Origin of the sequence: Yersinia aleksiciae, from assembly GCF_001047675.1 — a bacterium.
GTDB classification, from domain to species: domain Bacteria; phylum Pseudomonadota; class Gammaproteobacteria; order Enterobacterales; family Enterobacteriaceae; genus Yersinia; species Yersinia aleksiciae.
On the sequence record NZ_CP011975.1, the window covers coordinates 2,874,126 to 2,898,173 of the forward strand.

Below are 24,048 nucleotides of genomic sequence, written 5' to 3' on the forward strand. Positions count from 1 at the left end.
GAGATGACTCAGCCAGTAACTCCCCCTAACACCACGGCCATAGCTCTGCAACGACTGTTGGATATTATGCGCACTTTACGCGACCCGGAGCATGGCTGCCCATGGGATCGTAAACAGACGTTTGACACGATCGCCCCCTATACGCTGGAAGAGACTTACGAGGTGCTTGACGCGATTCAGCGCAAGGATTTCGACGATCTGCGCGATGAGCTCGGTGATTTACTGTTCCAAGTGGTGTTTTATGCCCAAATGGGACAGGAGCAGGGGTTGTTTGCGTTTGATGATGTGTGTCACGCCATCAGTGACAAATTGGTGCGCCGCCATCCCCATGTGTTCCCAAATGAAGCTCAGCACGCCGCTGAGGCAACCATGGGCAGTGAAGCCGCGTTGGCAGGCTGGGAATCCCGTAAAGCAGAGGAGCGGGCCGAGAAGGCGCTGTATTCGGCCTTGGATGATATCCCTGATGCCCTGCCCGCGTTGATGAAAGCCCATAAAATCCAGAAACGCTGTGCGTCGGTGGGCTTTGATTGGAATACGCTGGGACCGGTGCTGGACAAAGTCTACGAAGAGATCGATGAGGTGATGTTCGAGGCGCGTCAGGTCGTCGTCGATGAAGAGAAGTTGGGTGAAGAGATTGGTGATTTGTTGTTTGCTACGGTGAACTTATCCCGCCATTTAGGCCATAAGGCGGAAAATGCCCTACAAGCTGCCAACCGTAAGTTTGAACGGCGTTTTCGTCAGGTAGAACAAATAGTTACAGCATCAGGTCTGACCATGGAGCGCGCGACGCTCGATGAAATGGAAGCTGCCTGGCAGCAAGTTAAAAAGCAAGAAACTGAAATGTAAGGTGTTTTAATTCATTTCACGGATGGTTGTGGAATTTTAATTACGTTAATATATTGAATTATAACGGATCATAAGACGACGTTCCGCGCGGTTTTGGCAGCGAAAACCGCCGTGGACGTGGAGATCATTTGTAGCGAAACCAAGGTTCCGGTATACTACTTTCCCGTCCTGGTACTTCCATCGTCTTTAAACCTAAACTCTCAGGTTCAGCATGACAACTAATTATATTTTTGTGACCGGCGGGGTAGTATCCTCTCTGGGTAAAGGCATTGCCGCAGCCTCTCTGGCGGCTATACTTGAAGCCCGTGGCCTCAACGTTACCATCATGAAACTGGACCCGTATATCAACGTGGATCCGGGCACCATGAGCCCGACACAACACGGGGAAGTTTTTGTCACCGAAGATGGTGCTGAGACCGATCTGGACTTAGGGCACTATGAGCGCTTCATTCGCACTAAAATGACCCGTCGTAACAACTTCACTACGGGCCGCATCTATTCTGAAGTCCTGCGTAAAGAGCGTCGTGGCGACTATCTGGGTGCAACTATTCAGGTTATTCCTCATATCACCAATGCTATCAAAGAACGCATCATCGAAGGCGGCGAAGGCCACGATGTCGTATTGGTTGAGATTGGCGGCACTGTAGGGGATATCGAATCCCTGCCATTCTTGGAAGCGATTCGTCAGATGGCGGTTGATGTTGGCCGCGAGCACACGCTTTACATGCACCTGACGTTGGTTCCTTATCTGGCGGCTGCCGGTGAAGTGAAAACCAAGCCAACGCAACATTCGGTAAAAGAGCTACTTTCAATTGGTATTCAGCCAGATGTGCTGATTTGTCGTTCTGATCGCCCAGTTCCTGCTAATGAACGTGCCAAAATAGCCCTGTTCTGTAATGTGCCAGAAAAAGCGGTTATCTCCCTAAAAGACGTTGATTCCATTTATAAAATCCCAGGGCTATTGAAATCACAGGGCCTTGACGATTATATTTGTAAACGATTCAGCTTAACTTGTCCTGAAGCAAATCTCGCAGAGTGGGAACAGGTATTATACGAAGAGTCCAATCCGGGTGGCGAAGTGACCATCGGGATGATTGGTAAATACGTAGAATTGCCGGATGCCTATAAATCTGTGATTGAAGCCTTGAAGCACGGTGGGCTGAAAAATCGCCTGACAGTGAACATCAAGTTGATTGATTCGCAGGATGTTGAGACACGCGGCGAAGAGATGCTGAAGGGGCTGGATGCTATCCTTATTCCTGGTGGGTTCGGCTACCGTGGTGTGGAAGGCATGGTTCTGACGGCAAATTATGCCCGTGAACACAATATTCCTTACCTCGGCATTTGCTTGGGGATGCAGGTTGCACTGTTGGAGTTTGCCCGCAATGTTGTGGGAATGGAAAACGCGAACTCCACAGAATTTGTGCCAGACTGTAAGTATCCGGTGGTTGCATTGATCACCGAATGGCGTGATGAAGACGGCAACGTTGAAGTGCGTTCGGAAGAGAGCGATTTGGGCGGTACCATGCGTGTAGGTGGCCAGCCATGCAACCTGACCGAAGGTAGCCTGGTACGTCAGATGTATGGTGAACCAATCATCGTTGAGCGCCATCGTCATCGCTATGAAGTAAACAATATGTTGTTGAAGCAGATCGAAGCTGCCGGGTTGCGCGTTGCCGGGCGTTCTGCGGATAACAAACTGGTGGAAATTATCGAGTTGCCAGACCATCCATGGTTTGTGGCTTGTCAGTTCCATCCAGAATTTACTTCGACGCCACGTGATGGTCACCCGTTGTTCGCCGGCTTTGTGAAAGCGGCTGGTGATTATCAGAAGCGCCAGGTGAAATAAAATATTTGGTAGAAGGGGCGGCAGCGATGTCGCCCCCTCTGTCTGGAGTTTTAGTTTAACTTGTACTGAGGAAAATCTAATGTCCAAAATCGTTAAAGTCATCGGTCGCGAAATCATCGACTCCCGTGGTAACCCAACTGTAGAAGCCGAAGTTCATCTGGAAGGCGGTTTTGTTGGTTTGGCTGCGGCACCATCAGGTGCATCTACTGGTTCCCGTGAAGCACTGGAACTGCGTGACGGTGACAAATCCCGTTTCCTGGGCAAAGGCGTTCTGAAAGCCGTTGCAGCAGTAAATGGTCCAATTGCTCAGGCAGTTTTGGGTAAAGATGCCAAAGACCAGGCTAACATCGATAAAATCATGATCGATTTGGACGGTACTGAGAACAAATCCCAGTTTGGTGCTAACGCCATCCTGGCAGTTTCTCTGGCAGCAGCGAAAGCAGCAGCAGCGTCTAAAGGCATGCCTTTGTACGAGCACATTGCTGAATTGAACGGCACCCCAGGCAAATTCTCTATGCCACTGCCTATGATGAACATCATCAACGGCGGCGAACATGCTGATAACAACGTTGATATTCAAGAGTTTATGATTCAGCCAGTGGGCGCTAAAACTCTGAAAGAAGCTGTTCGCATCGGTTCTGAAGTGTTCCATACCTTGGCTAAAGTTTTGAAATCCAAAGGCATGAGCACAGCAGTTGGTGACGAAGGCGGTTATGCACCTAACTTGGGTTCTAACGCCGAAGCACTGGCTGTTATCGCTGAAGCGGTAAAACAAGCAGGCTACGAGTTAGGCAAAGACGTGACTCTGGCGATGGACTGTGCTGCATCTGAATTCTACAAAGATGGCAAATATGTTCTGGCTGGCGAAGGCAACAAAGCTTTCACTTCTGAAGAGTTCACTCACTTCCTGGAAGACCTGACTAAACAGTATCCAATCGTCTCCATCGAAGATGGCCTGGACGAATCTGACTGGGCTGGCTTCAAATACCAGACCGAAGTTCTGGGTGACAAAATCCAGCTGGTTGGTGACGATCTGTTTGTCACTAACACCAAGATCCTGAAAGAAGGTATCGAGAAAGGTGTTGCTAACTCTATCCTGATTAAATTCAACCAGATCGGTTCTCTGACCGAAACTCTGGCTGCTATCAAGATGGCGAAAGATGCAGGTTACACCGCGGTTATCTCTCACCGTTCAGGCGAAACCGAAGATGCTACCATTGCCGATCTGGCAGTAGGTACCGCAGCAGGCCAAATCAAAACTGGTTCTATGAGCCGTTCTGACCGTGTTGCTAAATACAACCAGCTTATTCGGATTGAGGAAGCGCTGGGCGACCGCGCACCATTCAACGGTCTGAAAGAAGTTAAAGGCCAGTAATTACTGCGCTATATCTTCTGTTACAGTTGATTGATAAAACCCGCTTCGGCGGGTTTTTTTATGGCGTTGCGCTCTCCTGCCGAATAGATCCCATCATATTGTTATCTCTTGATTTATCCCGGCGAGATTTATCTGAATCTGGCTGATAACCCTCATCTGACTCACATCTATGGCACTGCTACCGTGCAGATAATTCATCAACCGTTATCCTTATTAATCACCCGAATGATTCGATAATCATGCATAAAGGAAGATAACTGATGAAACTGAAATACATACTGTTGCCGGCGATGCTGTTCTCTGGCAGCTTACTGGCTGCGGGTATTACCGTGACCATGAATGAATCCCTGCCCGAAGGTAATGGCAAGGCGCTGGGCACTGTGACGGTAACGGAAACCGCTTATGGCTTATTGTTCACCCCCAATCTGACTGGGCTGGCAGCTGGTACTCATGGTTTCCATCTGCATGAAAACCCAAGTTGTGCACCTGGACAGAAAGACGGAAAAACCGTGCCAGCCCTTGCTGCTGGCGGCCATCTTGACCCACAAAAAACCGGCACCCATCTTGGCCCTTATAATGACAAAGGGCATCTGGGTGATCTACCGGGACTGGTCGTCAATGCCGATGGCACTGCCACCTATCAGGTCTTGGCCCCGCGGCTGAAATCACTATCCGAGCTGAAAAAACATGCGTTGATGATCCATGCTGGCGGTGATAACTATGCTGACCATCCAATGCCACTGGGTGGTGGCGGTGCTCGCATGGCCTGTGGTGTTATTGAGTAACGCTCTGATACAAACAAACTGGCAGTCTGGGTGCTGCCAGTTTGGTGAAGGCGCGGGAATCTGCAATAATTGCCCATTGGCCTGAATCACGATATAGAGATACTGATGCTGTACCCGATTAATGAGATGTTCCAGACCTTGCAGGGCGAGGGTTACTTCACCGGTGTTCCGGCGATTTTTGTACGCTTGCAGGGCTGCCCAGTAGGCTGTAGTTGGTGCGACACCAAGCATACTTGGGAGAAAGAGGCCGATCGGGAAGTCGATATGCAGCGCATTATGGTGAAAACCGCTGAAAGTGATGCTTGGGGTTCTGCCAGTGAACAGCAGCTATTGGATATCTTTTCCCAGCAAGGATATACCGCTCGCCATGTGGTGATCACTGGGGGCGAACCCGCTATTTACGATTTGCTACCGCTAACTTCTGTGCTGGAGCATGCCGGCTACAGCTGTCAGATTGAAACCAGCGGCACACACGAAGTGCAGTGCTCGGCGGCCACTTGGGTCACCGTTTCGCCGAAAGTGAATATGCGAGGTGGCCTGAAAGTCTTACCGCAAGCATTGCAGCGCGCAGATGAAATTAAGCATCCGGTGGGGCGTTTACGGGATATCGAAGCATTGGAGGCGTTGTTGGCCACTCTGCATGATGATAAAAAACGCATCATTGCGTTGCAGCCCATCAGTCAAAAAGAGGAGGCGACCAAACTTTGCATTGAAACTTGTATCGCCAAGAACTGGCGGCTTTCCATGCAGACACATAAGTATTTAAATATCGCTTAATCCCCTTCGTCCTTGCCGCCGCAGCTGTGTTGCGGTGCTCATTCACCCAAATCACTTACTGATGTAAGCTCATTGGGATTCATTCACTTGCTGCCTTGCTGCAACATCAATGACTTTGGGGGCCCGCTTCGTCCTTGCCGCCGCAGCTGTGTTGCGGTGCTCATTCACCCAAATCACTTACTAATGTAAGCTCATTGGGATTCATTCACTTGCTGCCTTGCTGCAACATCAATGACTTTGGGGGCCCGCTTCGTCCTTGCCGCCGCAGCTGTGTTGCGGTGCTCATTCACCCAAATCACTTACTGATGTAAGCTCATTGGGATTCATTCACTTGCTGCCTAGCTGTAACGTCAAATTCTTTGGGTGTTAGGTTTTCTTCGCACGAAGAAGATGCTTATTGGTAGGTGACACAAACCTTACCCGCGATAAACGCAACCCGCAGAACAGGTCTCTTTCACCATCACGGCGCTTAACTCAGGTAATTGCGGTTTAAGCTGCTGCCAAATCCAGCTCGCCAGCACTTCGCTGGTTGGGTTTTCCAAGCCAGGAATATCGTTCAGATAGTGGTGATCCAAACGTTCCCAAATCGGATTAAATGCCGCTTTTAGATCAGCAAAATCCATCACCCAACCGGAGTGAGCATCAACTTCACCCGTCACCTCGATGCGGACCATAAATGAATGACCGTGCAAACGACCACATTTGTGCCCTGCTGGCACATGGGGTAGCCGATGTGCGGCTTCAAACTGAAAATCTTTAAATAGCGTGGTGCTCATAATTCTGGCCTTATTGACTCAAAAAATCGCCGCATAGTATCGGAAAGTATCGATGCTGGCTATACAGGAAAGTACTGGTGCTGATGGTGAACATCTATCCATGATGAACATCATTGTGCCCATTGCGCTGGGTAATCATGACGTAGCTTGCTGATTTATAGGCAGACAGGTTGAACCCAGAGCTTGATATCCGTTGTTGTAAATTTACCTAATAAGTTGAACACTTTAACTCATATTGATTACCTGAAAAACCGCTTAGTCGTTTTAGTTATTTATTATTTCCATCGCTTCTTTAATTGTTATGATCGAGATGGTTAACCTTACAAACATAAAGATTTTCTTGCTGAAAATAATCGACTGACACTGGCTAAAGCATAAAGGAATTCGTACTGCAATGACGACTCAGGCTCCTCTTACTTCCTTACTTCCGCTATCACCGGAGCAGTTGACCCGCTTACAAGCGGCGGTTGGTGAGCTCTCACCAACCCAAATGGCATGGTTGTCCGGCTACTTCTGGGGCATGGTTAATCAGCAACCTGGCGCAGTTGTTACTCCAGCGGCGATAGCATCACCGGCAGTGACGGTGACCCTAATTTCGGCCTCTCAGACGGGGAATGCAAGGCGTCTAGCTGAACAGTTACGCGATGACCTTTTGGCCGCTAAGCTGAGTGTCAATCTGGTCAATGCGGGTGATTATAAGTTTAAGCAGATTGCGCAGGAGCGCCTGTTGGTGGTGGTGGCCTCGACTCAGGGCGAAGGTGAGCCAGCGGAAGAAGCCGTTGCATTGCACAAATTCCTCTTCTCTAAAAAAGCGCCGAAATTACCAGAAACTGCGTTTGCGGTATTTAGTCTTGGTGACACGTCATACGAGCATTTCTGTCAGGCCGGTAAAGATTTCGACAACAAACTGGCTGAGCTGGGTGCTGAGCGGCTCTTGGATCGCGTCGATGCCGATGTGGAGTATCAGGAATCAGCACAGCAGTGGCGTCAGCAGGTGGTTGCGGCGTTGCAGGCCAGAGTTCCAGCCCAATCGACGGCGGCAGTCGCGGCTACGCAAAGTGGTGCTGTCGATGAAATTACCTCCAGCCCCTACAGCAAAACCGTGCCACTGACGGCGCAGTTATCAGTTCAGCAAAAAGTGACTGGCCGTAACTCAGAAAAAGATGTGCGCCACATTGAAATTGATTTAGGCGACTCAGGGCTGCGTTACCAGCCGGGCGATGCGCTGGGGGTCTGGTTTGATAATGACCCGGCACTGGTCGAAGAGCTGCTCGCACTATTGTGGCTCAAAGGTGATGAGCCGGTGAGTATTGATGGGCAGAATATGCCACTGGTACAAGGGTTGCGCAGCCATCTTGAACTCACACAGAACACCACGGTGATCGTCGATAAATACGCAGCGCTCTCTCGCGATGAAACACTGATTGCTTTGTTGGCCGATAAACCCGCGCTGCAACAATATGCGAAAAATACGCCAATCGTTGATATGGTGCGCCAGGCCCCATCAGACCTAAATGCCGATCAACTGGTGGCGCTACTGCGGCCACTGACCCCGCGCCTCTACTCCATCGCCTCTTCGCAGGCGGAAACTGAAAATGAAGTGCATATCACCGTAGGCGTGGTGCGTTATGACATTGATGGTCGACCACGCACGGGGGGGGCTTCAGGGTATCTGGCTGACCGGCTGGTGGTGGATGGTGACATCCGCATTTTCATCGAACATAACGATAACTTCCGTTTGCCTGCTAACCCAGAAACGCCAGTGATAATGATTGGGCCGGGTACCGGTATCGCCCCATTCCGTGCCTTTATGCAACAGCGTGAAGCCATTGGTGCCAGTGGTAAGAACTGGCTGCTCTTCGGCAATCCGCACTTCACCGAAGACTTCCTCTATCAGGTTGAATGGCAGCGCTACGTCAAAGACGGCCTGCTGACCCGCATTGATCTGGCTTGGTCCCGCGATCAGGCCGATAAAATATACGTACAAGACAAACTGCGCGAACAGGGCGCAGAACTGTGGAGCTGGATCCAACAAGGCGCCCACATTTACGTCTGTGGCGATGCTAACCGCATGGCAAAAGACGTCGAGCAAGTTTTACTGGACGTGGTGGCTGAGCACGGTGCAATGGATACCGAGCAGGCTGATGAATATTTAAGTGAGCTGCGCCTGGCGCGCCGTTATCAGCGGGATGTGTACTGATGAATGAAAAACACCCAGGGCCACTGGTCGTGACCGGAAAACTCTCCGATGGCGAACGCATGAAGTCTGAAAGCAATTTCCTGCGCGGCACCATTGCCAAAGATCTGAATGATGGGCTGACTGGGGGTTTCAATGGCGATAACTTCCTGTTGATCCGTTTCCACGGCATGTATCAGCAAGATGACCGCGATATCCGCGCAGAACGTGCTGAGCAGAAGCTGGAACCCCGCCACGCCATGATGCTGCGTTGCCGCTTGCCGGGCGGGATTATTACCCCGCAACAGTGGTTGGGCATTGATAAATTCGCAGCGGATAACACCTTATACGGCAGTATTCGTATCACCAACCGCCAGACCTTTCAGTTCCATGGCATTCTGAAGGGCAATGTAAAACCGGCTCACCAGTTGCTGAATCAATTGGGGCTAGATGCGCTGGCGACAGCAAATGATGTCAACCGTAACGTGCTCTGTACGTCGAATCCGGTTGAATCGGTGCTGCATCAAGAAGCCTATGAATGGGCGAAAAAGATCTCTGAACATCTGCTGCCACGAACTCGTGCTTATGCCGAAATTTGGTTGGATGCAGAGAAAGTCGCTACTACCGATGAAGAGCCGATTCTTGGTGCGACCTATTTACCGCGCAAATTTAAAACCACAGTCGTTATTCCGCCGCAAAATGATGTCGATCTCCATGCTAACGACCTCAACTTTGTGGCGGTAGCGGAAAAAGGCAAATTAGTGGGCTTTAACGTGCTGGTGGGCGGTGGGCTATCTATTGCTCATGGTGATAAGAATACGTATCCACGTAAGGCTAGTGAATTCGGTTATATCCCACTGCAACACACCTTGGCGATTGCTGAAGCTGTGGTCACCACCCAACGTGACTGGGGCAACCGTACCGACCGTAAAAATGCCAAAACCAAATATACACTTGAGCGCGTTGGCGTTGAGACATTCAAAGCTGAAGTTGAAAAACGTGCGGGTGTGAGCTTTGGGGCCATCAAACCCTACCAGTTTACGGGCCGTGGCGATCGTATCGGCTGGGTGAAAGGTATTGATAAAAAGTGGCATTTGACCCTGTTTATTGAGAATGGACGTCTGCTGGATTACCCCGGCCGCAGCCTAAAAACCGGCGTCGCCGAGATGGCTAAAATTCATCAGGGCGATTTCCGCCTAACGGCTAACCAGAACTTGATTGTGGCGGGCGTGCCGGAAAAAGATAAATCGCGCATTGAAGCTTTGGCGCGAGAACATGGCTTGATGGATGACAGTGTCAGCCCGCAACGTGAAAACTCCATGGCGTGCGTTTCATTCCCAACTTGCCCACTGGCAATGGCGGAAGCTGAGCGTTTCTTGCCGGAATTTGTGACCCGTATTGAAGGTATTTTGCAGCAGCACGGTCTGCCCGATGAGCATATTGTGATGCGCGTGACGGGCTGCCCGAATGGCTGTGGCCGTGCTTTGCTGGCTGAGATGGGGCTGGTGGGGAAAGCCGTTGGCCGTTATAACCTGCATCTGGGCGGCAACCGTGAGGGGACTCGCATCCCACGGATGTACCGTGAAAACATTACCGAAGATGAGATTTTAGCGATCACTGATCAGTTGGTTGGTCGTTGGGCCAAAGAGCGCCATACCGATGAAGGTTTCGGTGACTTTGTTATCCGCGCAGGTGTTATTGCACCCGTGATTGATTCAGCCCGTGACTTTTATGAAGTGCAGGAGGTGGTGTGAGCCAAATGAATTTGAGCGAGCTTAATGCGCGACCAAAAGCAGAGCAAGCGGCAGCATTAGCCATGATTAACGGCGAACTTGAGCATTTAACCGCTCAAGAGCGCGTGAGTTGGGCGTTGGAAAATCTGCCCGGTGAGTTTGTGCTCTCTTCCAGTTTTGGGATTCAGGCAGCAGTCTGCTTGCATCTGGTGACCCGCCAGCGCCCTGATATTCCGGTCATCCTGACGGATACCGGCTATCTGTTCCCAGAAACCTATCAGTTTATTGATGCGTTGACCGAGCAGCTGCAACTTAATTTGCAGGTGTTCCGCGCGCCGCAAAGCCCCGCTTGGCAGGAGGCACGCTATGGCAAGTTGTGGGAGCAGGGTGTCGAAGGCATTGAGCGTTACAACGAGCTGAACAAAGTGGAGCCGATGAATCGGGCGCTGGAGACCTTAGGCGCACAAACCTGGTTTGCGGGTCTACGCCGTGAGCAATCGGGCAGCCGTGCGCAATTACCGGTTCTGGCTGTCCAGCGTGGGGTATTTAAGCTGCTGCCGATCATTGACTGGGATAACCGTCAGATTTATCAATATTTAACGCAAAACGGGTTGAGCTATCATCCGTTGTGGGAGCAGGGCTATCTCTCTGTCGGCGATACCCATACTACCCGTAAATGGGAACCTGGTATGAGTGAGGAAGAGACCCGTTTCTTCGGCCTGAAGCGTGAATGCGGCCTGCATGAAGGCTGATGTAGCGGAGAGTGATATCAAGGGCGCAGTGAGCGCCCTTGTTCTTTCCACGTTAGCTGATAATTCGCTCGCGAGCCAACTCCGCCAAAAACTGGCTCCGGTTTTTATAGCCAGGGTGTGTCGCGATAAATTTATCAATCGCAGTCAGCAGGTTTTGTGACATGGTCAGATTGAATTTAACTGCCTTACTCTCATATTTGGCCGGATCAATCTCAACAAACCCCAAAATCCCACCATCCTCTTTTAGGCGTGGATCACCAATATAGCGTTGCGGATCCTTGGACGGAGTCGGTAATGGAAAGCCCTCATCCATTAGTGCTTCAATATGAACAGCAAAGGCTTCCTCCGCATTTTTGCTGATATCAGCGAGGGTACTGCCCGCAAAGAAACAGCCGTCAATATCGGGAAAATAGCCGTCGAATCCTTCATCGGTACTGAAGATAAAAATAGGGTAGATCATGGTTAACTCCCTAAGCATCTATGCTTTGGTTAAATCAATTAATTCGCCACTCTCCATGTGATCTCCAGGTGAGTTGCTGGTGGGTATTGCACCCACCATCGAGATTGAGTCAATTAATTGTAGGAGTTATACCCACCGAGAGTTATACGCGAAAGACACGAAAAAAGGCGGTCAAAATGACCGCCTGAACGTTGAATTTATGGTGTTTTTGTTCATTTTGCGTAGCGCTTCGCAGCGCTAAAATTATTTCTTCGCGGCAGCTAACGTTTCGATCAGGGGGAGGAGTATTTTTACCGTGTCATGGGTGCGTTTAGTGATGCGGCCCGGTAAGAATTTATCCAGATAATTTAAGTTATCCAACTGACTCTGGTGGCGAGTTGTGCCTTGTGGGAAGTGGCTGCTGATGGCGCGTTGCTGGCAACCCTCTTTGTTGCCTAAGCTGTAGTTACTGGCTTCGACGGATAACAGCGGCAATCCAGCAGTGGCGAAGAGATTTTTATCTACCCGACACGGAGCGCTGACCTGATTTTTAACGGTTGCGGCGGTAATGCCATAACGCCGTGCCAACTTCAGTGCCTGCTCTTTGGCGGCAATGGCCGAGGGTTGGTTACTGGCATTAAAATAGAGGCGGTCACCGGTAATCAGATTATCCAGATTGATCACCAACAAGGTATTGGCTCTCTCTGTTTTGCTCATTCGTTGCAGATAGTTCTCGGTGCCTTGTGCCCCAATCTCCTCCGCGCTGAGGGCGACAAAACGCAGATCATAGCGCAGTGGAACGGTTTTCAGACGCTCGGCCAGTTCCAGCATGACACCCACTCCAGCGGCATTGTCATCGACACCTTGCAGTGTCAGACCCCCAAGATTTTTATCTAACTCGGTATCACTTTGCGGCGTGTAAGTATCAAAGTGCGCCATGATCACGATCTGTTTCTGTTCATCCGCTTTACTGGCCGCAGTATTATTCGTGGCTGTCGCGTTGCGCGCCGCAATCACTGATGTCGCACTCAGTGTCCGCCAGCTCTGCTTGCCATTTTTACTGGTATAGAGATAGCGGGTATTAAAACCGCGCATATTGCTTTGATAGCCCATCTGCTGAAAGTGATGATTGATGTACTCGGCAGCCAGTAGCTCGGCAGGACTGCCCGCCATTCGGCCGGGGAAGTAGGTGCTAATATGGCGAGTTTGCTGCTCAGCAATGTTGCCAGCGGCTTGAGTTGTGGCGGCCTGCAATGGCAGCACGGCACTGAAACACAGGGTGAATAATGCCCACTTTAGGCAACGGCGGGAAAACATACCGAAATATCCTTGTTATAGTCTGGGCCATGCCTGCTGGCATGGATAACGCGGCGCTTAGCGGTGCTTAGTATGAAACTGTCTGCACAAATTAACAATTTGTATGATTCTTAAATTGCAGAAAGATGGACCCGAAAAAAGCCCCTGCCAAAACGGGCTAACATAGCTGGGAGCTATACTATTACGGCTATATATCATTATGGAACTTGTAATTACTTTTCGTCATTTCATAAGGTCAGGCCCCCCACCTATAGTCACCCTACGCTTTATCATGTAATCGAAGGATGTTGTGGACTATCTACCTCTATTTGCCGACTTAAAACAGCGCCCAGTGCTGGTGGTTGGCGGCGGTGAAGTTGCTGCGCGAAAAATTGAATTGCTACACCGCGCTGGCGCTCAAGTGCGGGTAGTGGCTCAAACGCTTTCATCTGAACTCGAACAACAGTATCTGGATGACCGTATTCACTGGCAGGCAAAGGTCTTCTTGCCCGAACAGTTGGATGAGGTGTTTCTGGTGATTGCGGCCACTAACGATACCGCACTGAATGCCGCTGTTTTCGCTGCTGCTGATCAACGGCATATTTTGGCCAATGTGGTGGATGATCAACCTCTCTGCTCGTTTATCTTCCCGTCGATTGTCGATCGCTCCCCCTTGGTGGTGGCGATCTCCTCTGCCGGTCAAGCGCCCGTGTTGGCGCGGATATTGCGCGAGAAACTGGAAGCATTGTTGCCGGCCAGTCTGGGTGACATGGCGGCAGTGGCTGGGCGTTGGCGTAGCCGCGTTAAGCAGCAGATTCACTCAATGGGCGCACGTCGCCGCTTTTGGGAGAACGCCTTCAGTGGCCGTTTTGCCAGCTTGATCAGTCGTGGTCAGCTCGCGCAGGCAGAAGACGAATTACAACAATCAATCGCGGGGCAGGGCAGTACGCTCGGTGAAGTGGCCTTAGTGGGTGCAGGCCCCGGCGATCCTGGCTTGCTGACCTTACGCGGCCTACAAGTTATTCAGCAGGCTGATGTGGTGCTGTATGACCATTTAGTCAGCCCCGAGGTTTTAGATTTGGTTCGCCGCGATGCTGAACGTATTTGTGTCGGCAAACGGGCGGGGGCGCACTCGGTGGCGCAGGAAGAGACCAATCAATTACTGGTCACACTCGCACAGCAAGGGAAGCGGGTGGTGCGGCTGAAGGGGGGCGATCCCTTTATCTTTGGTCGTGGTGGCGAAGAGTTACAAGTGGTGGCGCGTGCGGGTATTGCGTTTCAGGTGGTGCCGGGGGTGACGGCGGCTGCGGGGGCGACAGCCTACGCCGGTATCCCCCTGACACACCGTGACCATGCGCAGAGCGTGACCTTTATTACCGGCCATTGCCGCAGCGATGGCGGTGAGTTGGATTGGCAAGCACTGGCCCGTGGCCGCCAGACTCTGGCGATTTACATGGGGACCGTAAAAGCGGCTGAAATCAGCCAGCAGTTAATCACTCATGGCCGCGCTAGCACTACGCCAGTGGCGGTCATCAGTCGGGGTACCCGCGCGGACCAACAGGTTCGGACCGGCACATTGGCCCAGCTAGAGTCATTAGCACATCAGGCTCCCACACCGGCACTGCTGGTTATCGGTGAAGTGGTGGATTTACATCACCAAATCGCTTGGTTTGGGCAACAGCAACAGACTGAACAGGCCATCAGCCCGTCAGTCGTGAATTTGGCATAAAGGATCTGTTATGGACGAAAAACGACTCACTCATTTACGGCAATTGGAGGCGGAGAGCATCCATATCATCCGTGAAGTGGCCGCCGAATTCGGTAACCCGGTGATGCTCTACTCCATCGGTAAGGACTCCTCTGTGATGCTGCATCTGGCGCGCAAGGCATTCTTCCCCGGTAACTTGCCCTTCCCGTTATTGCATGTGGATACCGGCTGGAAATTCCGTGAGATGTACGAATTCCGCGACCGCACAGCCAAAGCCTTTGGCTGCGAATTGCTGGTGCATCGCAATCCGGAAGGGGTAGCGATGGGAATAAATCCGTTTGTCCATGGCAGTGCCAAACATACCGATATCATGAAAACCGAGGGCCTCAAGCAGGCGCTGAACAAATATGGTTTTGATGCGGCTTTCGGTGGCGCGCGGCGTGACGAAGAGAAATCACGTGCCAAAGAGCGAATCTACTCTTTCCGTGACCGTTTCCACCGCTGGGACCCGAAAAATCAGCGCCCTGAGCTGTGGCACAACTACAACGGCCAGATTAACAAAGGCGAAAGTATCCGCGTCTTCCCACTCTCCAACTGGACTGAGCTGGATATCTGGCAATATATCTTCTTGGAGAAAATCGACATTGTGCCGCTGTATCTGGCGAAACCACGGCCTGTGTTGGAACGTGATGGCATGTTGCTCATGGTGGATGACGATCGTATCGATTTACAGCCGGGCGAGGTCATTACTCAGAAGATGGTGCGTTTTCGCACATTGGGTTGCTGGCCACTGACCGGTGCGGTGGAGTCCGAGGCAGAAACCTTGCCCGCCATCATCGAAGAGATGCTTATCTCGACCACCAGTGAACGTCAGGGTCGTATGATCGACCGCGATCAATCCGGCTCCATGGAGCTTAAAAAGCGTCAGGGATATTTCTGAGGAGCGCCCGATGAACACCAAATTACAAACTCAACCTGTTACTGCCCAACCATCAGCACCAGAAAACAGGTCGATGATTCTACAAAGCAGCTCCATCGCCGAGCAAATCGCCAACGAAGGTGGTGTAGAAGCCTACCTGCATGCGCAGCAGCATAAAACTATGCTGCGCTTTTTGACCTGCGGCAGCGTCGATGACGGCAAAAGTACCCTGATTGGGCGTTTGCTGCACGATACTCGCCAAATCTACGAAGATCAGCTTACTACGCTACATACTGACAGCAAACGCATCGGTACACAGGGCGAAAAACTGGATCTGGCGCTACTGGTGGATGGCTTACAGGCCGAGCGTGAGCAGGGCATCACCATTGATGTGGCTTATCGTTACTTCTCGACTGAAAAGCGCAAATTTATCATTGCCGACACGCCGGGGCATGAGCAATACACCCGCAACATGGCAACCGGCGCGTCAACTTGTGATCTGGCGATTTTGTTGATTGATGCCCGCAAAGGGGTGTTGGATCAAACCCGTCGCCACAGCTTTATTGCGACCTTACTGGGTATTCGCCATTTAGTCGTGGCGGTGAACAAGATGGATTTGGTGGATTATCAGGAGAGTGTCTTCGAGCAATTTAAAGAGGATTACCTGAGTTTTGCCGAGCAGTTACCGACAGATCTGGATATTAAGTTTGTCCCGCTCTCCGCACTGGATGGCGATAATGTGGCCTCGCCTAGCGAGAGAATGAATTGGTACTCCGGCCCGACGCTACTTGAAGTGCTGGAAAGTGTGGATGTGGTGAATGCCAGCCGCCAACAGCCATTGCGCTTCCCGGTGCAGTACGTTAATCGGCCAAATCTGGATTTCCGTGGCTATGCTGGCACCTTGTCAGCGGGCATGGTGCGAGTTGGGCAAAAAGTGAAAGTGTTGCCCTCTGGTGTGGAGTCGACAGTGGCGCGTATCGTCACTTTTGATGGCGATTTGACCCAAGCCGTCCCCGGTGAAGCTATCACGCTGGTACTGACCGATGAAGTGGATATCAGCCGTGGTGACCTGCTGGTGGATGCCTGTGAAACCCTAAAAGCGGCGCAGAATGCGCTGGTGGATATTGTATGGATGGCTGAACAACCGCTGGTGGTTGGGCAGAGTTATGACATCAAAGTGGCGGGTAAAAAGACCCGAGCACGAGTTGAAAATATCCAATATCAGGTCGAGATCAACTCGCTCACTCAGCGGGTGGTGGAGAGCTTGCCACTCAATGGCATCGGCTTAGTTGAACTGGCGTTCGATGAGCCGCTGGTGCTGGACAGCTATCAGCGTAATCGCGATACCGGCGGCATGATCTTTATTGATCGGCTGAGTAATGTCACGGTCGGCGCGGGTTTAATTCGTGAAACATTGGCGTCGGTTTATCAGGAAAGTACCGCCTTCAGTGCGTTTGAGTTGGAGCTGAATGCGCTGGTTCGTCGCCACTTCCCGCATTGGGGTGCGCGTGATCTGTTAGGGGGGAAATAGCGTGCCAATCGATCACGTGACACCAGCCGATGAGAATATCGTCTGGCACCCCCATGCGGTAACGCGACAGGATCGTGAGCAGCAGCATGGGCATCAGGGCGTGGTGCTCTGGTTTACTGGGTTGTCCGGCTCAGGAAAATCCACGGTGGCCGGCGCACTGGAACAAGCGCTGTTCGCCCGTGGTGTTAGTACTTACTTGCTAGATGGCGACAATGTACGCCATGGTTTGTGCCGTGACTTGGGTTTTTCTGATGACGATCGGCGCGAAAATATCCGTCGGGTCGGCGAAGTCGCCAAACTGATGGTGGACGCGGGTCTGGTGGTGCTAACGGCGTTTATCTCGCCCCATCGTGCCGAGCGACAAATGGTGCGCGATATGTTGGCATCAGGCCAGTTTATTGAGGTGTTTGTTGATACGCCGTTGGCGATTTGCGAAGCTCGCGATCCTAAAGGTTTATACAAAAAAGCCCGTGCTGGCGAGCTGAAAAACTTCACCGGCATCGACTCTATTTACGAATCACCTGAGCAGGCAGATATTCATTTGCAGGGTGAACAATTAGTAACAAATTTGATTGAACAATTGTTAGACGTGCTGCGTGGTCGCGCTATTATCAAATCCTAAACCAATACCCTTAGCCCCTACTGCCACTGGGTTGTTAGCTTGCTGCCAACCTGTGACGTCAATGGCTTTGGGTATAATGACTAAGCCGGCAAAACGTCCTTAGAACGTGCTGGTAAATTGTACCTACAGGATTTCTATGCAGAATGTCACCCAAATGATGATCGACGAACAGCGGGAGCGGGATGAACCTTCATACTCCTTTCTCGGTGGTGTCACTGGTTTTGTTTTCTATTGGCTGGCGTTTGCGATCCCCTTCTTTGTCTACGGCCCCAATACCGTCTTCTTTCTGCTCTATACCTGGCCGTTCTTCTTAGCGCTGATGCCGGTCTCCGTGTTGATTGGCATTGTACTCAGTGTGCTATCGCGCGGTAATCTGCTGGTGACCATCGGGGGCTCCGGGATTGCGGTGCTGTGCCTATTCTGGATGCTGTTCTCCTTTCTCACGGGCTGGTGAGCGCTGAATCAGCGGGCTACTGAGGCGTAATCCGCTAACAGCCCGCAATGACTCCCTCGCTATTCGCTATCGTATCCCTTCCCATGTCGCTGCCAGCTTGAAGAATGGCAGAGGCGTTATCTCAGAGATTTTGTCGCTGCTCATAATAGCTGATGCGTTCCACCTTTTCGGTTGAGCTACCGCCATCGAAATCACAATCAAGCCAGGTATCGACTAAGGTTTTGGCTAACTCAACACCAATCACCCGCGCCCCCAGACAGATGATCTGTGCATTATTACTTTTTCTGGCCCGTTGGGCGGAGAAGGGGTCATGGCACTGTGCGGCACGAATGCCCAGCACTTTATTGGCCGAGATACTCATACCAATGCCAGTTCCACAGATCAAAATCCCGCGTTCATGCTTCCCATCTTTAATGGTCTGAGCAACCTGAACGGCGATATCGGGATAGAGGGTGGGTTCGCGTTGTTGATCGCAACTGTAATCGACGACAGTTATGTTTTTGTTTTGCAGAAAGGTAAGAATCTGATTTTTCATCTCAATAGCCGCATCATCACAGCCGATGGCAATAGATAACATATTTCACCCCTTAACAAATTGAACGGCAACCCGATTAATCACTTTTATTGCTGCCATACATTATTGGCGAGCTGATAGCTGGGTGTTTCAGCATCAGGAACAGGATACAACGGCATCAAACAAAAGTTATTATCATGTTCATATGCCCATCATATTCATCCTTTTCATATGATCAGTCAATAAACTTATGATCATTTTTAAAAAAGCTTTGATGTTGTTTTGATCTCTTGTTGACTCTATCCAAGCCCTCAATTGCCCACAAAAACAAGGGGTATTACGGTTTTTCTTTTATTTATGATCTCCCTCACAGCCTGAGTATTTTCTAATAGCGTAAATCCGCTGCTTAATTGTACTGTTCAATAGTACATTTAAAGATCTTATGTTCATATCGTGTTTATGGCGAATTTAAATATATGACAAGAATAATTGTTGAAGGAGTCAATCATGTATAACGAATGTTCTAAAGATGCTCAGATGCTTGAAAATATTCCTGAAAAAATGCGGGCAGTTGTTGCCTATGGCCCGGGGGATTATCGACTTCAGATAGTTTCGGTCCCGACAATTGATGCGAAAGAGATTTTAGTAAAGGTCGAAGCCTGCGGTATCTGTGCTGGTGATACCAAAGCCTTTGGCGGTGCGCCCAGTTTTTGGGGGGATGAGACGCAACCCGCTTATATCAAGGCACCGATGATCCCCGGCCATGAGTTTATCGGCCACGTGGTGGGTTTGGGGGCGGAAGTGGAGGGGTTTAAGTTAGGCGATCGGGTAACCTCGGAACAGATTGTTCCTTGCTGGGAGTGCCGATTCTGTAATCGTGGACAGTATTGGATGTGCGAAAAACACGATCTCTACGGCTTCCAACACAACGTTAATGGCGCGATGGCTGAATATATGAAATTCACCAAAGAGGCGATTAACTACCTTGTTCCCGATGATCTTCCGTTGGAAAAAGCCATTCTGATCGAACCCTACTCATGCTCTTTCCACGCCGTACAGCGCGCTAAAATAAAACTCGGTGATGTCGTCGTGCTGGCGGGGGCAGGGACATTAGGGCTCGGTATGGTGGGGGCCATCAAGAAGTCAGGTCCCGGTAAGCTGATTGTTTTGGATTTGTCCGATGACCGACTGGCACTGGCGAAGAAATTCGGTGCGGATTTAGTGCTTAACCCCAGCAAAGATGACGTGATTTCTATTGTTAAAGAGATGACCGACGGCTATGGCTGCGATATCTACATTGAGGCGACTGGTGCGCAAAAGGCGGTTGAGCAGGGGTTAACGCTGCTACGCAAGTTGGGCACTTTTGTGGAGTTCTCGGTGTTCAAAGATCCGGTGACCGTTGATTGGAGCATCATCAGCGACCGCAAAGAGCTGGACGTGTTGGGGTCACATCTGGGGCCTTACTGCTACCCACTGGTCATCGAAGGTATCCGTAACGGTGACCTGCCAACCGATGGTGTGGTGACGCATATCCTACCGCTGGAGAGATTTGCCGAAGGCTTTGACATGGTCACCAAAGGTATCGGCTCTCTTAAAGTGGTCCTCAATCCCAATATCCAGTAGTCATCGCATTATTTCCAAATCATAGGTGATGCACCATGCTAAACATGTTGATTAAAAGGATAGGGCTGCCTAAGAAAATATTATTAGGTTATATCGGTGTACTGATATTTATGACCGGGGAGGGATTGGAGCAAAGTTGGCTCTCTGATTTCATTATTCGTCGCGGTCTGACGGTTGAAGAGTCTGGCCTGATGTTCAGTGTGTACGGCTTTGCCGTGGCGATTGCCGCATGGCTGTCCGGTGTCTTAGCTGAAATGTTTACTGCGAAAAAGGTGATGGCGGCCGGTGTCGTGATTTTCCTGATTGGCTCTGTGCTGTTCTTATCCCTTGGCTTACCCAGCAATAATCTGTCAATTATGATCCCGACCTATGCGCTACGCGGACTTGGCTACCCCTTGTTCTCATACGGCTTTTTAGTTTGGATCGCCTATGAAGCCCCCAGAGCTAAATTGGGGTCGGCGGTGGGTATTTTCTGGTTTGTGTTTACTGGCGGATTAAGTGTTCTGGGGGTGTTCTACGCCAGTATTGCATTGCCGATATTAGGCGAAATACACACACTGTGGAGTGGAATTGTGTTTGTTTTGATCGGGGCGGTGATTGGCCTGATGTTAAGCAAAGAGAGCAAAGTCACGGCGCTAACGGATGCGCCACCGAAAACCTTCGCTTATCTGTTCAAAGGGGTGTCGATCGCCTTTGAGAATTACAAAATCGGGCTAGGGGGGCTTGTTCGTACCATCAACCTGTCGTTTGCTTTTGGCATGATCGTTTTCCTGCCGACCTATCTGCAAGATGTGATTGGTTTTACCCGCGATCAGTGGTTGTCTATCTATGCCTTTATGTGGACGGTCAATATTGTCTTCAACTTATTGTCCGGTGTGATCAGTGACCGCTGGGGCTGGACGAATACCGTGATGTGGTTCGGCTGTATGGGCAGCGCCATCTCTATCCTGCTGCTCTATTACATCCCAACTTACTTTGGCGTTGAAGGTTACACCTACACCATGCTGGCCGCCGGTGCGCTGGGGGCCTGTTTCGCCGGATTTGTTCCTTTGTCAGCCATCATGCCAAGTCTCGCGCCCACGGATAAAGGTGCGGCCATGTCAGTTCTCAATCTGGGGGCCGGACTTTGCGCCTTTGTTGGACCATTGATCGTTACCCTTTTTATTGGCCCTTTAGGTATCGAAGGCATTATTTGGCTCTTCTCGGGGCTATATCTTGTCGCCGCCGTCTTGATGAAGTTTGTCACCTTGCCCGCAGACAGCCCTGATGAGCTACTGGAAGAGCACGAACAGGTCTACGAGGTGAACAAAACCCTGTAACTCAGCACGTTATTCGCAGATCAGCAGTGATAACCAGAGAGCTATTGATTAGGACGTAAAACATGAAAGTTGAATACAACAGATTCAATATTGATTTTTCTCTGCAAGGTAAAGTGGCTGCCATTACTGGCGGCGCAGCAGGTATCGGTTACGCCATTGCTGAGCTTTTTTTGGCTAAGGGGGCGAAAGTGATCTTGATTGACCGCAACGATAATGTCGCCGAGGTAGCAAAGCAGCTAAATGACAATAGCGCAATTGGATTGTTTTGTGATGTTAGTGACAGCGAATCAGTCAAAACAGCGATCGCCAAGGCGATTAATACCTTCAACCAACTGGATATTTTGGTTAACTGTGCCGGAATTGTGGCGTTGGACCCGGCGGAAAAGACGACGGAGCAAGATTGGGACCGGACAATTAACGTCAATCTGAAAGGGGTTTTCCTGATGAGTCAGGAAGTGGGGAAACACTTTATTGCGCAGGGCCATGGCAAAATCGTTAACTTGGCCTCCCAAGCGGGGATTGTGGCGTTACCTAATCATTTGGCTTATTGCACCAGTAAAGCCGGGGTGATTGGCATGACCAAAGTGCTGGCGCTCGAGTGGGGGCCGCTCGGCATACAAGTCAATGCTATCTCACCCACCGTGGTATTAACTGAATTGGGCAAAAAGGCGTGGTCAGGGGAGGTGGCGGAAGAGATGAAACTGAAAATTCCCACTCGTCGTTTCGCCTATCCCGTCGAAGTCGCGGCCTGCGCGCTATTTCTGTCAAGTGACGCGGCCAACATGATCACTGGGGCTAATTTGGTGATTGATGGCGGCTATACCATCCAGTAGTTCGCTACCTATTATTCTGTTGCAAGGAGAGTGCCATGAACCGAATTATTAACGATCCCGACCACGTTGTGGAGGATGCCATCAAGGGCTATCTGGCGGCGTACCCACAGTTTTTCGCTAAAACGGATCATGAGAAAGTGTTGAAGCACCCTGAGGCTCCTTATAAAGGAAAGGTGGGGGTTGTGACTGGCGGCGGCTCTGGGCATGAACCTGCATTTTTAGGTTACATTGGCAAAAATATGCTGGATGCGGTGGCGATCGGGGAGATCTTTTCCTCACCGGCGGCGGGGGCATTTTTAACCGCTATTAAGGCGGCTGACGGCGGGGCGGGGGTTGCTTGCCTGTACGGCAACTATGCCGGTGATAATATGAACGTCAAAATGGCGGCCAAAAAAGCCGAGGCGCTGGGCATCAAAGTCAGAACGGTGGTCGCCAATGATGATGTGGCCTCTGCACCTCCGACAGAAAAAGAGAAGCGCCGTGGGGTGGCCGGTGAAATTTTCATGTGGAAAGTGGGGGCAGCGGCAGCGGCTCAGCACTATGAGTTAGATGCCGTCATCGATGTGGCGCAAAAGGCCATTGATAACTGCCGTTCGGTGGGGGTGGGCTTGACCTCTTGCACCATTCCAGCGGTCGGTAAACCTAACTTTCATATTGAAGATGGCATGATGGAAGTCGGCATTGGTCATCATGGCGAGCCGGGTATTCGGGTGGAGCCATTACAACCCGCGGCTCAGATTGCTAAAACGATGGTGGATATCGTGGTCGATGATGTGCCTTTTGCTGATGGCGATGAGGTGGCAGTTTTGATCTCTGGCTTAGGGGCCACGCCGACCCTTGAGCTGTATATTTACTATGCTGAAGTGGTCAACTTGTTGAAAGAGAAGGGGATAAATATCTATCGCCCCTATATCGGTAACTATTTTACCTCGCTGGACATGATGGGTATCACGCTGACATTGATGAAACTGGATGATGAATTAAAGGCGTTAATTGACGTGCCAACTCATTCATTAGGTTTAACGCAGGTGGAGTAAGGGCTGATGAGCGTATTTTGTAGCAAAGAAGGCACACCGATTGTTGAAGACTTGGTGGAGACGATTATCGTCAATCGCGACTACCTGAGTGAAATTGACGGTGCGATCGGCGATGGCGACCACGGCATCAATATGGCGAAAGGCTTCAATATTTGTGCGGACAGTATCAAAGGTAAAGATCTAACCGTGTCCGAGGCGCTGGACGTGCTGTCTGACTCCCTGATGGAGGGGATTGGCGGGTCGATGGGGCCGCTTTATGGCAGCATTTTTATGGGTATGGCGGACAGTATTCGTGACTGCGATAAAATTGATGCCGCGGCATTTAGCGCTATGTTGAGAGGGGGGCTTTCCTGCTTACAAGATATCAGCGATGCGGGGGTGGGGGATAAATGCATTATGGATACGCTGATCCCCGCTGTCGAAGTATTCGAACTGGCGCAACAGCAGAATAAATCCTTCGTTGAGTCACTCCACCTGATGAAAAATGCGGCTCATGCCGGGCGCGATTCCACCATTGATTTAGTCGCCAGGATTGGCCGAGCCAGCCGTCTGGGTGAGCGCTCTCGCGGGGTTTTAGATGCGGGGGCAACATCATGTTGCTTAATACTGAGCCAATTGGCTGATTCGGTAGAGCAGCGGTTGGTCTAGCTTACAGGTAGGTGGCGGTTAGCAGGGGGCGCTGAC

At 50.8% G+C, this 24,048-nt stretch carries 22 protein-coding genes; 18 read left to right on the top strand and 4 right to left on the bottom strand.

The genetic code is table 11. The features are described 5' to 3' along the window. Window positions 1-3 precede the first annotated feature (3 nt). The 5 genes from mazG to queE all read left to right on the top strand — a co-directional run bounded on the left by mazG (window position 4) and on the right by queE (window position 5,632). On the top strand, window positions 4-846 hold the full coding sequence (mazG, locus tag ACZ76_RS12850) for a nucleoside triphosphate pyrophosphohydrolase (RefSeq protein WP_048619263.1): 843 nt from the start codon (window positions 4-6) through the stop codon (window positions 844-846). Window positions 847-1,057: 211 nt separating this feature from the next. Beyond that, complete coding sequence (pyrG, locus tag ACZ76_RS12855) at window positions 1,058-2,695, top strand: glutamine hydrolyzing CTP synthase (RefSeq protein ID WP_048619264.1); 1,638 nt, start codon at window positions 1,058-1,060, stop codon at window positions 2,693-2,695. Between the two features lie 79 nt (window positions 2,696-2,774). After that, complete coding sequence (gene eno / locus ACZ76_RS12860; RefSeq protein ID WP_004875041.1) at window positions 2,775-4,070, top strand: phosphopyruvate hydratase; 1,296 nt, start codon at window positions 2,775-2,777, stop codon at window positions 4,068-4,070. A 260-nt stretch (window positions 4,071-4,330) separates the two neighbouring features. After that, window positions 4,331-4,855, top strand: a complete 525-nt coding sequence (gene sodC, locus ACZ76_RS12865) for a superoxide dismutase family protein (protein ID WP_048619265.1) — start codon at window positions 4,331-4,333, stop codon at window positions 4,853-4,855. A 105-nt stretch (window positions 4,856-4,960) separates the two neighbouring features. Further along, window positions 4,961-5,632 carry a 7-carboxy-7-deazaguanine synthase QueE gene (gene queE, locus ACZ76_RS12870; RefSeq protein ID WP_048619266.1) on the top strand — a complete coding sequence of 224 codons (672 nt, stop codon included), beginning with the start codon at window positions 4,961-4,963 and terminating at the stop codon, window positions 5,630-5,632. A 416-nt stretch (window positions 5,633-6,048) separates the two neighbouring features. Here the strand turns inward: queE and queD are convergent, their stop codons facing one another. Then, window positions 6,049-6,408: a 6-carboxytetrahydropterin synthase QueD gene (gene queD, locus ACZ76_RS12875; protein WP_048619267.1), complete on the bottom strand. Its 360-nt coding sequence runs from the start codon at window positions 6,406-6,408 to the stop codon at window positions 6,049-6,051. A gap of 394 nt (window positions 6,409-6,802) precedes the next feature. Here queD and cysJ point away from each other — a divergent pair, with 394 nt between their 5' ends. From cysJ to ACZ76_RS12890, 3 genes are read left to right on the top strand one after another with little or no spacing between them, the layout of a single operon-like run. Continuing rightward, window positions 6,803-8,608 carry an NADPH-dependent assimilatory sulfite reductase flavoprotein subunit gene (gene cysJ / locus ACZ76_RS12880; protein ID WP_048619268.1) on the top strand — a complete coding sequence of 602 codons (1,806 nt, stop codon included), beginning with the start codon at window positions 6,803-6,805 and terminating at the stop codon, window positions 8,606-8,608. Then, entirely contained in the window at window positions 8,608-10,338 is a 1,731-nt protein-coding gene (gene cysI, locus ACZ76_RS12885) for an assimilatory sulfite reductase (NADPH) hemoprotein subunit (protein ID WP_048619269.1), read from the top strand. Before cysJ ends, cysI begins: the two co-directional genes overlap by 1 nt. Beyond that, window positions 10,335-11,069, top strand: coding sequence for a phosphoadenylyl-sulfate reductase (locus tag ACZ76_RS12890; protein ID WP_048619270.1), 735 nt, complete (start codon window positions 10,335-10,337; stop codon window positions 11,067-11,069). The genes cysI and ACZ76_RS12890 overlap by 4 nt, the downstream gene beginning before the upstream one ends. Window positions 11,070-11,121: 52 nt before the next feature. On the opposite strand, the gene ACZ76_RS12895 is transcribed toward ACZ76_RS12890, so the two are convergent. Together ACZ76_RS12895 and ACZ76_RS12900 are read right to left on the bottom strand one after the other, a co-directional pair. After that, complete coding sequence (locus ACZ76_RS12895) at window positions 11,122-11,529, bottom strand: type II toxin-antitoxin system HicB family antitoxin (RefSeq protein WP_048619271.1); 408 nt, start codon at window positions 11,527-11,529, stop codon at window positions 11,122-11,124. 243 nt (window positions 11,530-11,772) lie between these two features. Continuing rightward, entirely contained in the window at window positions 11,773-12,825 is a 1,053-nt protein-coding gene (locus ACZ76_RS12900; protein ID WP_048619272.1) for an aminopeptidase, read from the bottom strand. A 289-nt stretch (window positions 12,826-13,114) separates the two neighbouring features. On the opposite strand from ACZ76_RS12900, the gene cysG reads away from it, so the two are divergent. From cysG to ACZ76_RS12925, 5 genes are all read left to right on the top strand, one after another. Further along, on the top strand, window positions 13,115-14,533 hold the full coding sequence (gene cysG / locus ACZ76_RS12905; protein WP_048619273.1) for a siroheme synthase CysG: 1,419 nt from the start codon (window positions 13,115-13,117) through the stop codon (window positions 14,531-14,533). Window positions 14,534-14,543: 10 nt separating this feature from the next. After that, window positions 14,544-15,452, top strand: a complete 909-nt coding sequence (gene cysD / locus ACZ76_RS12910; RefSeq protein ID WP_048619274.1) for a sulfate adenylyltransferase subunit CysD — start codon at window positions 14,544-14,546, stop codon at window positions 15,450-15,452. Between the two features lie 10 nt (window positions 15,453-15,462). Next, the gene (gene cysN / locus ACZ76_RS12915; RefSeq protein ID WP_172684447.1) at window positions 15,463-16,962 is read left to right on the top strand and encodes a sulfate adenylyltransferase subunit CysN; all 1,500 of its coding nucleotides are present in this window, start codon (window positions 15,463-15,465) and stop codon (window positions 16,960-16,962) included. 1 nt (window position 16,963) lies between these two features. Continuing rightward, a complete protein-coding gene (gene cysC, locus ACZ76_RS12920; RefSeq protein WP_048619275.1) occupies window positions 16,964-17,584 on the top strand; it encodes an adenylyl-sulfate kinase in 621 nt (206 codons plus the stop codon). 136 nt (window positions 17,585-17,720) lie between these two features. Beyond that, a complete protein-coding gene (locus ACZ76_RS12925; RefSeq protein ID WP_048619276.1) occupies window positions 17,721-18,038 on the top strand; it encodes a DUF3561 family protein in 318 nt (105 codons plus the stop codon). 121 nt (window positions 18,039-18,159) lie between these two features. Here ACZ76_RS12925 and rpiB read toward each other — a convergent pair whose 3' ends face one another. After that, a complete protein-coding gene (rpiB, locus tag ACZ76_RS12930; RefSeq protein ID WP_048619277.1) occupies window positions 18,160-18,615 on the bottom strand; it encodes a ribose 5-phosphate isomerase B in 456 nt (151 codons plus the stop codon). 444 nt (window positions 18,616-19,059) lie between these two features. On the opposite strand from rpiB, the gene ACZ76_RS12935 reads away from it, so the two are divergent. The 5 genes from ACZ76_RS12935 to dhaL all read left to right on the top strand — a co-directional run bounded on the left by ACZ76_RS12935 (window position 19,060) and on the right by dhaL (window position 24,012). After that, window positions 19,060-20,175, top strand: a complete 1,116-nt coding sequence (locus ACZ76_RS12935) for an MDR/zinc-dependent alcohol dehydrogenase-like family protein (protein WP_048619278.1) — start codon at window positions 19,060-19,062, stop codon at window positions 20,173-20,175. A gap of 35 nt (window positions 20,176-20,210) precedes the next feature. Next, entirely contained in the window at window positions 20,211-21,494 is a 1,284-nt protein-coding gene (locus tag ACZ76_RS12940) for an MFS transporter (RefSeq protein WP_048619279.1), read from the top strand. Window positions 21,495-21,556: 62 nt separating this feature from the next. Then, a complete protein-coding gene (locus ACZ76_RS12945) occupies window positions 21,557-22,327 on the top strand; it encodes an SDR family oxidoreductase (protein ID WP_048619280.1) in 771 nt (256 codons plus the stop codon). Between the two features lie 35 nt (window positions 22,328-22,362). Further along, on the top strand, window positions 22,363-23,364 hold the full coding sequence (locus tag ACZ76_RS12950; RefSeq protein ID WP_048619281.1) for a dihydroxyacetone kinase subunit DhaK: 1,002 nt from the start codon (window positions 22,363-22,365) through the stop codon (window positions 23,362-23,364). A 6-nt stretch (window positions 23,365-23,370) separates the two neighbouring features. Continuing rightward, on the top strand, window positions 23,371-24,012 hold the full coding sequence (gene dhaL / locus ACZ76_RS12955; RefSeq protein WP_048619282.1) for a dihydroxyacetone kinase subunit DhaL: 642 nt from the start codon (window positions 23,371-23,373) through the stop codon (window positions 24,010-24,012). Window positions 24,013-24,048: the final 36 nt, after the last annotated feature.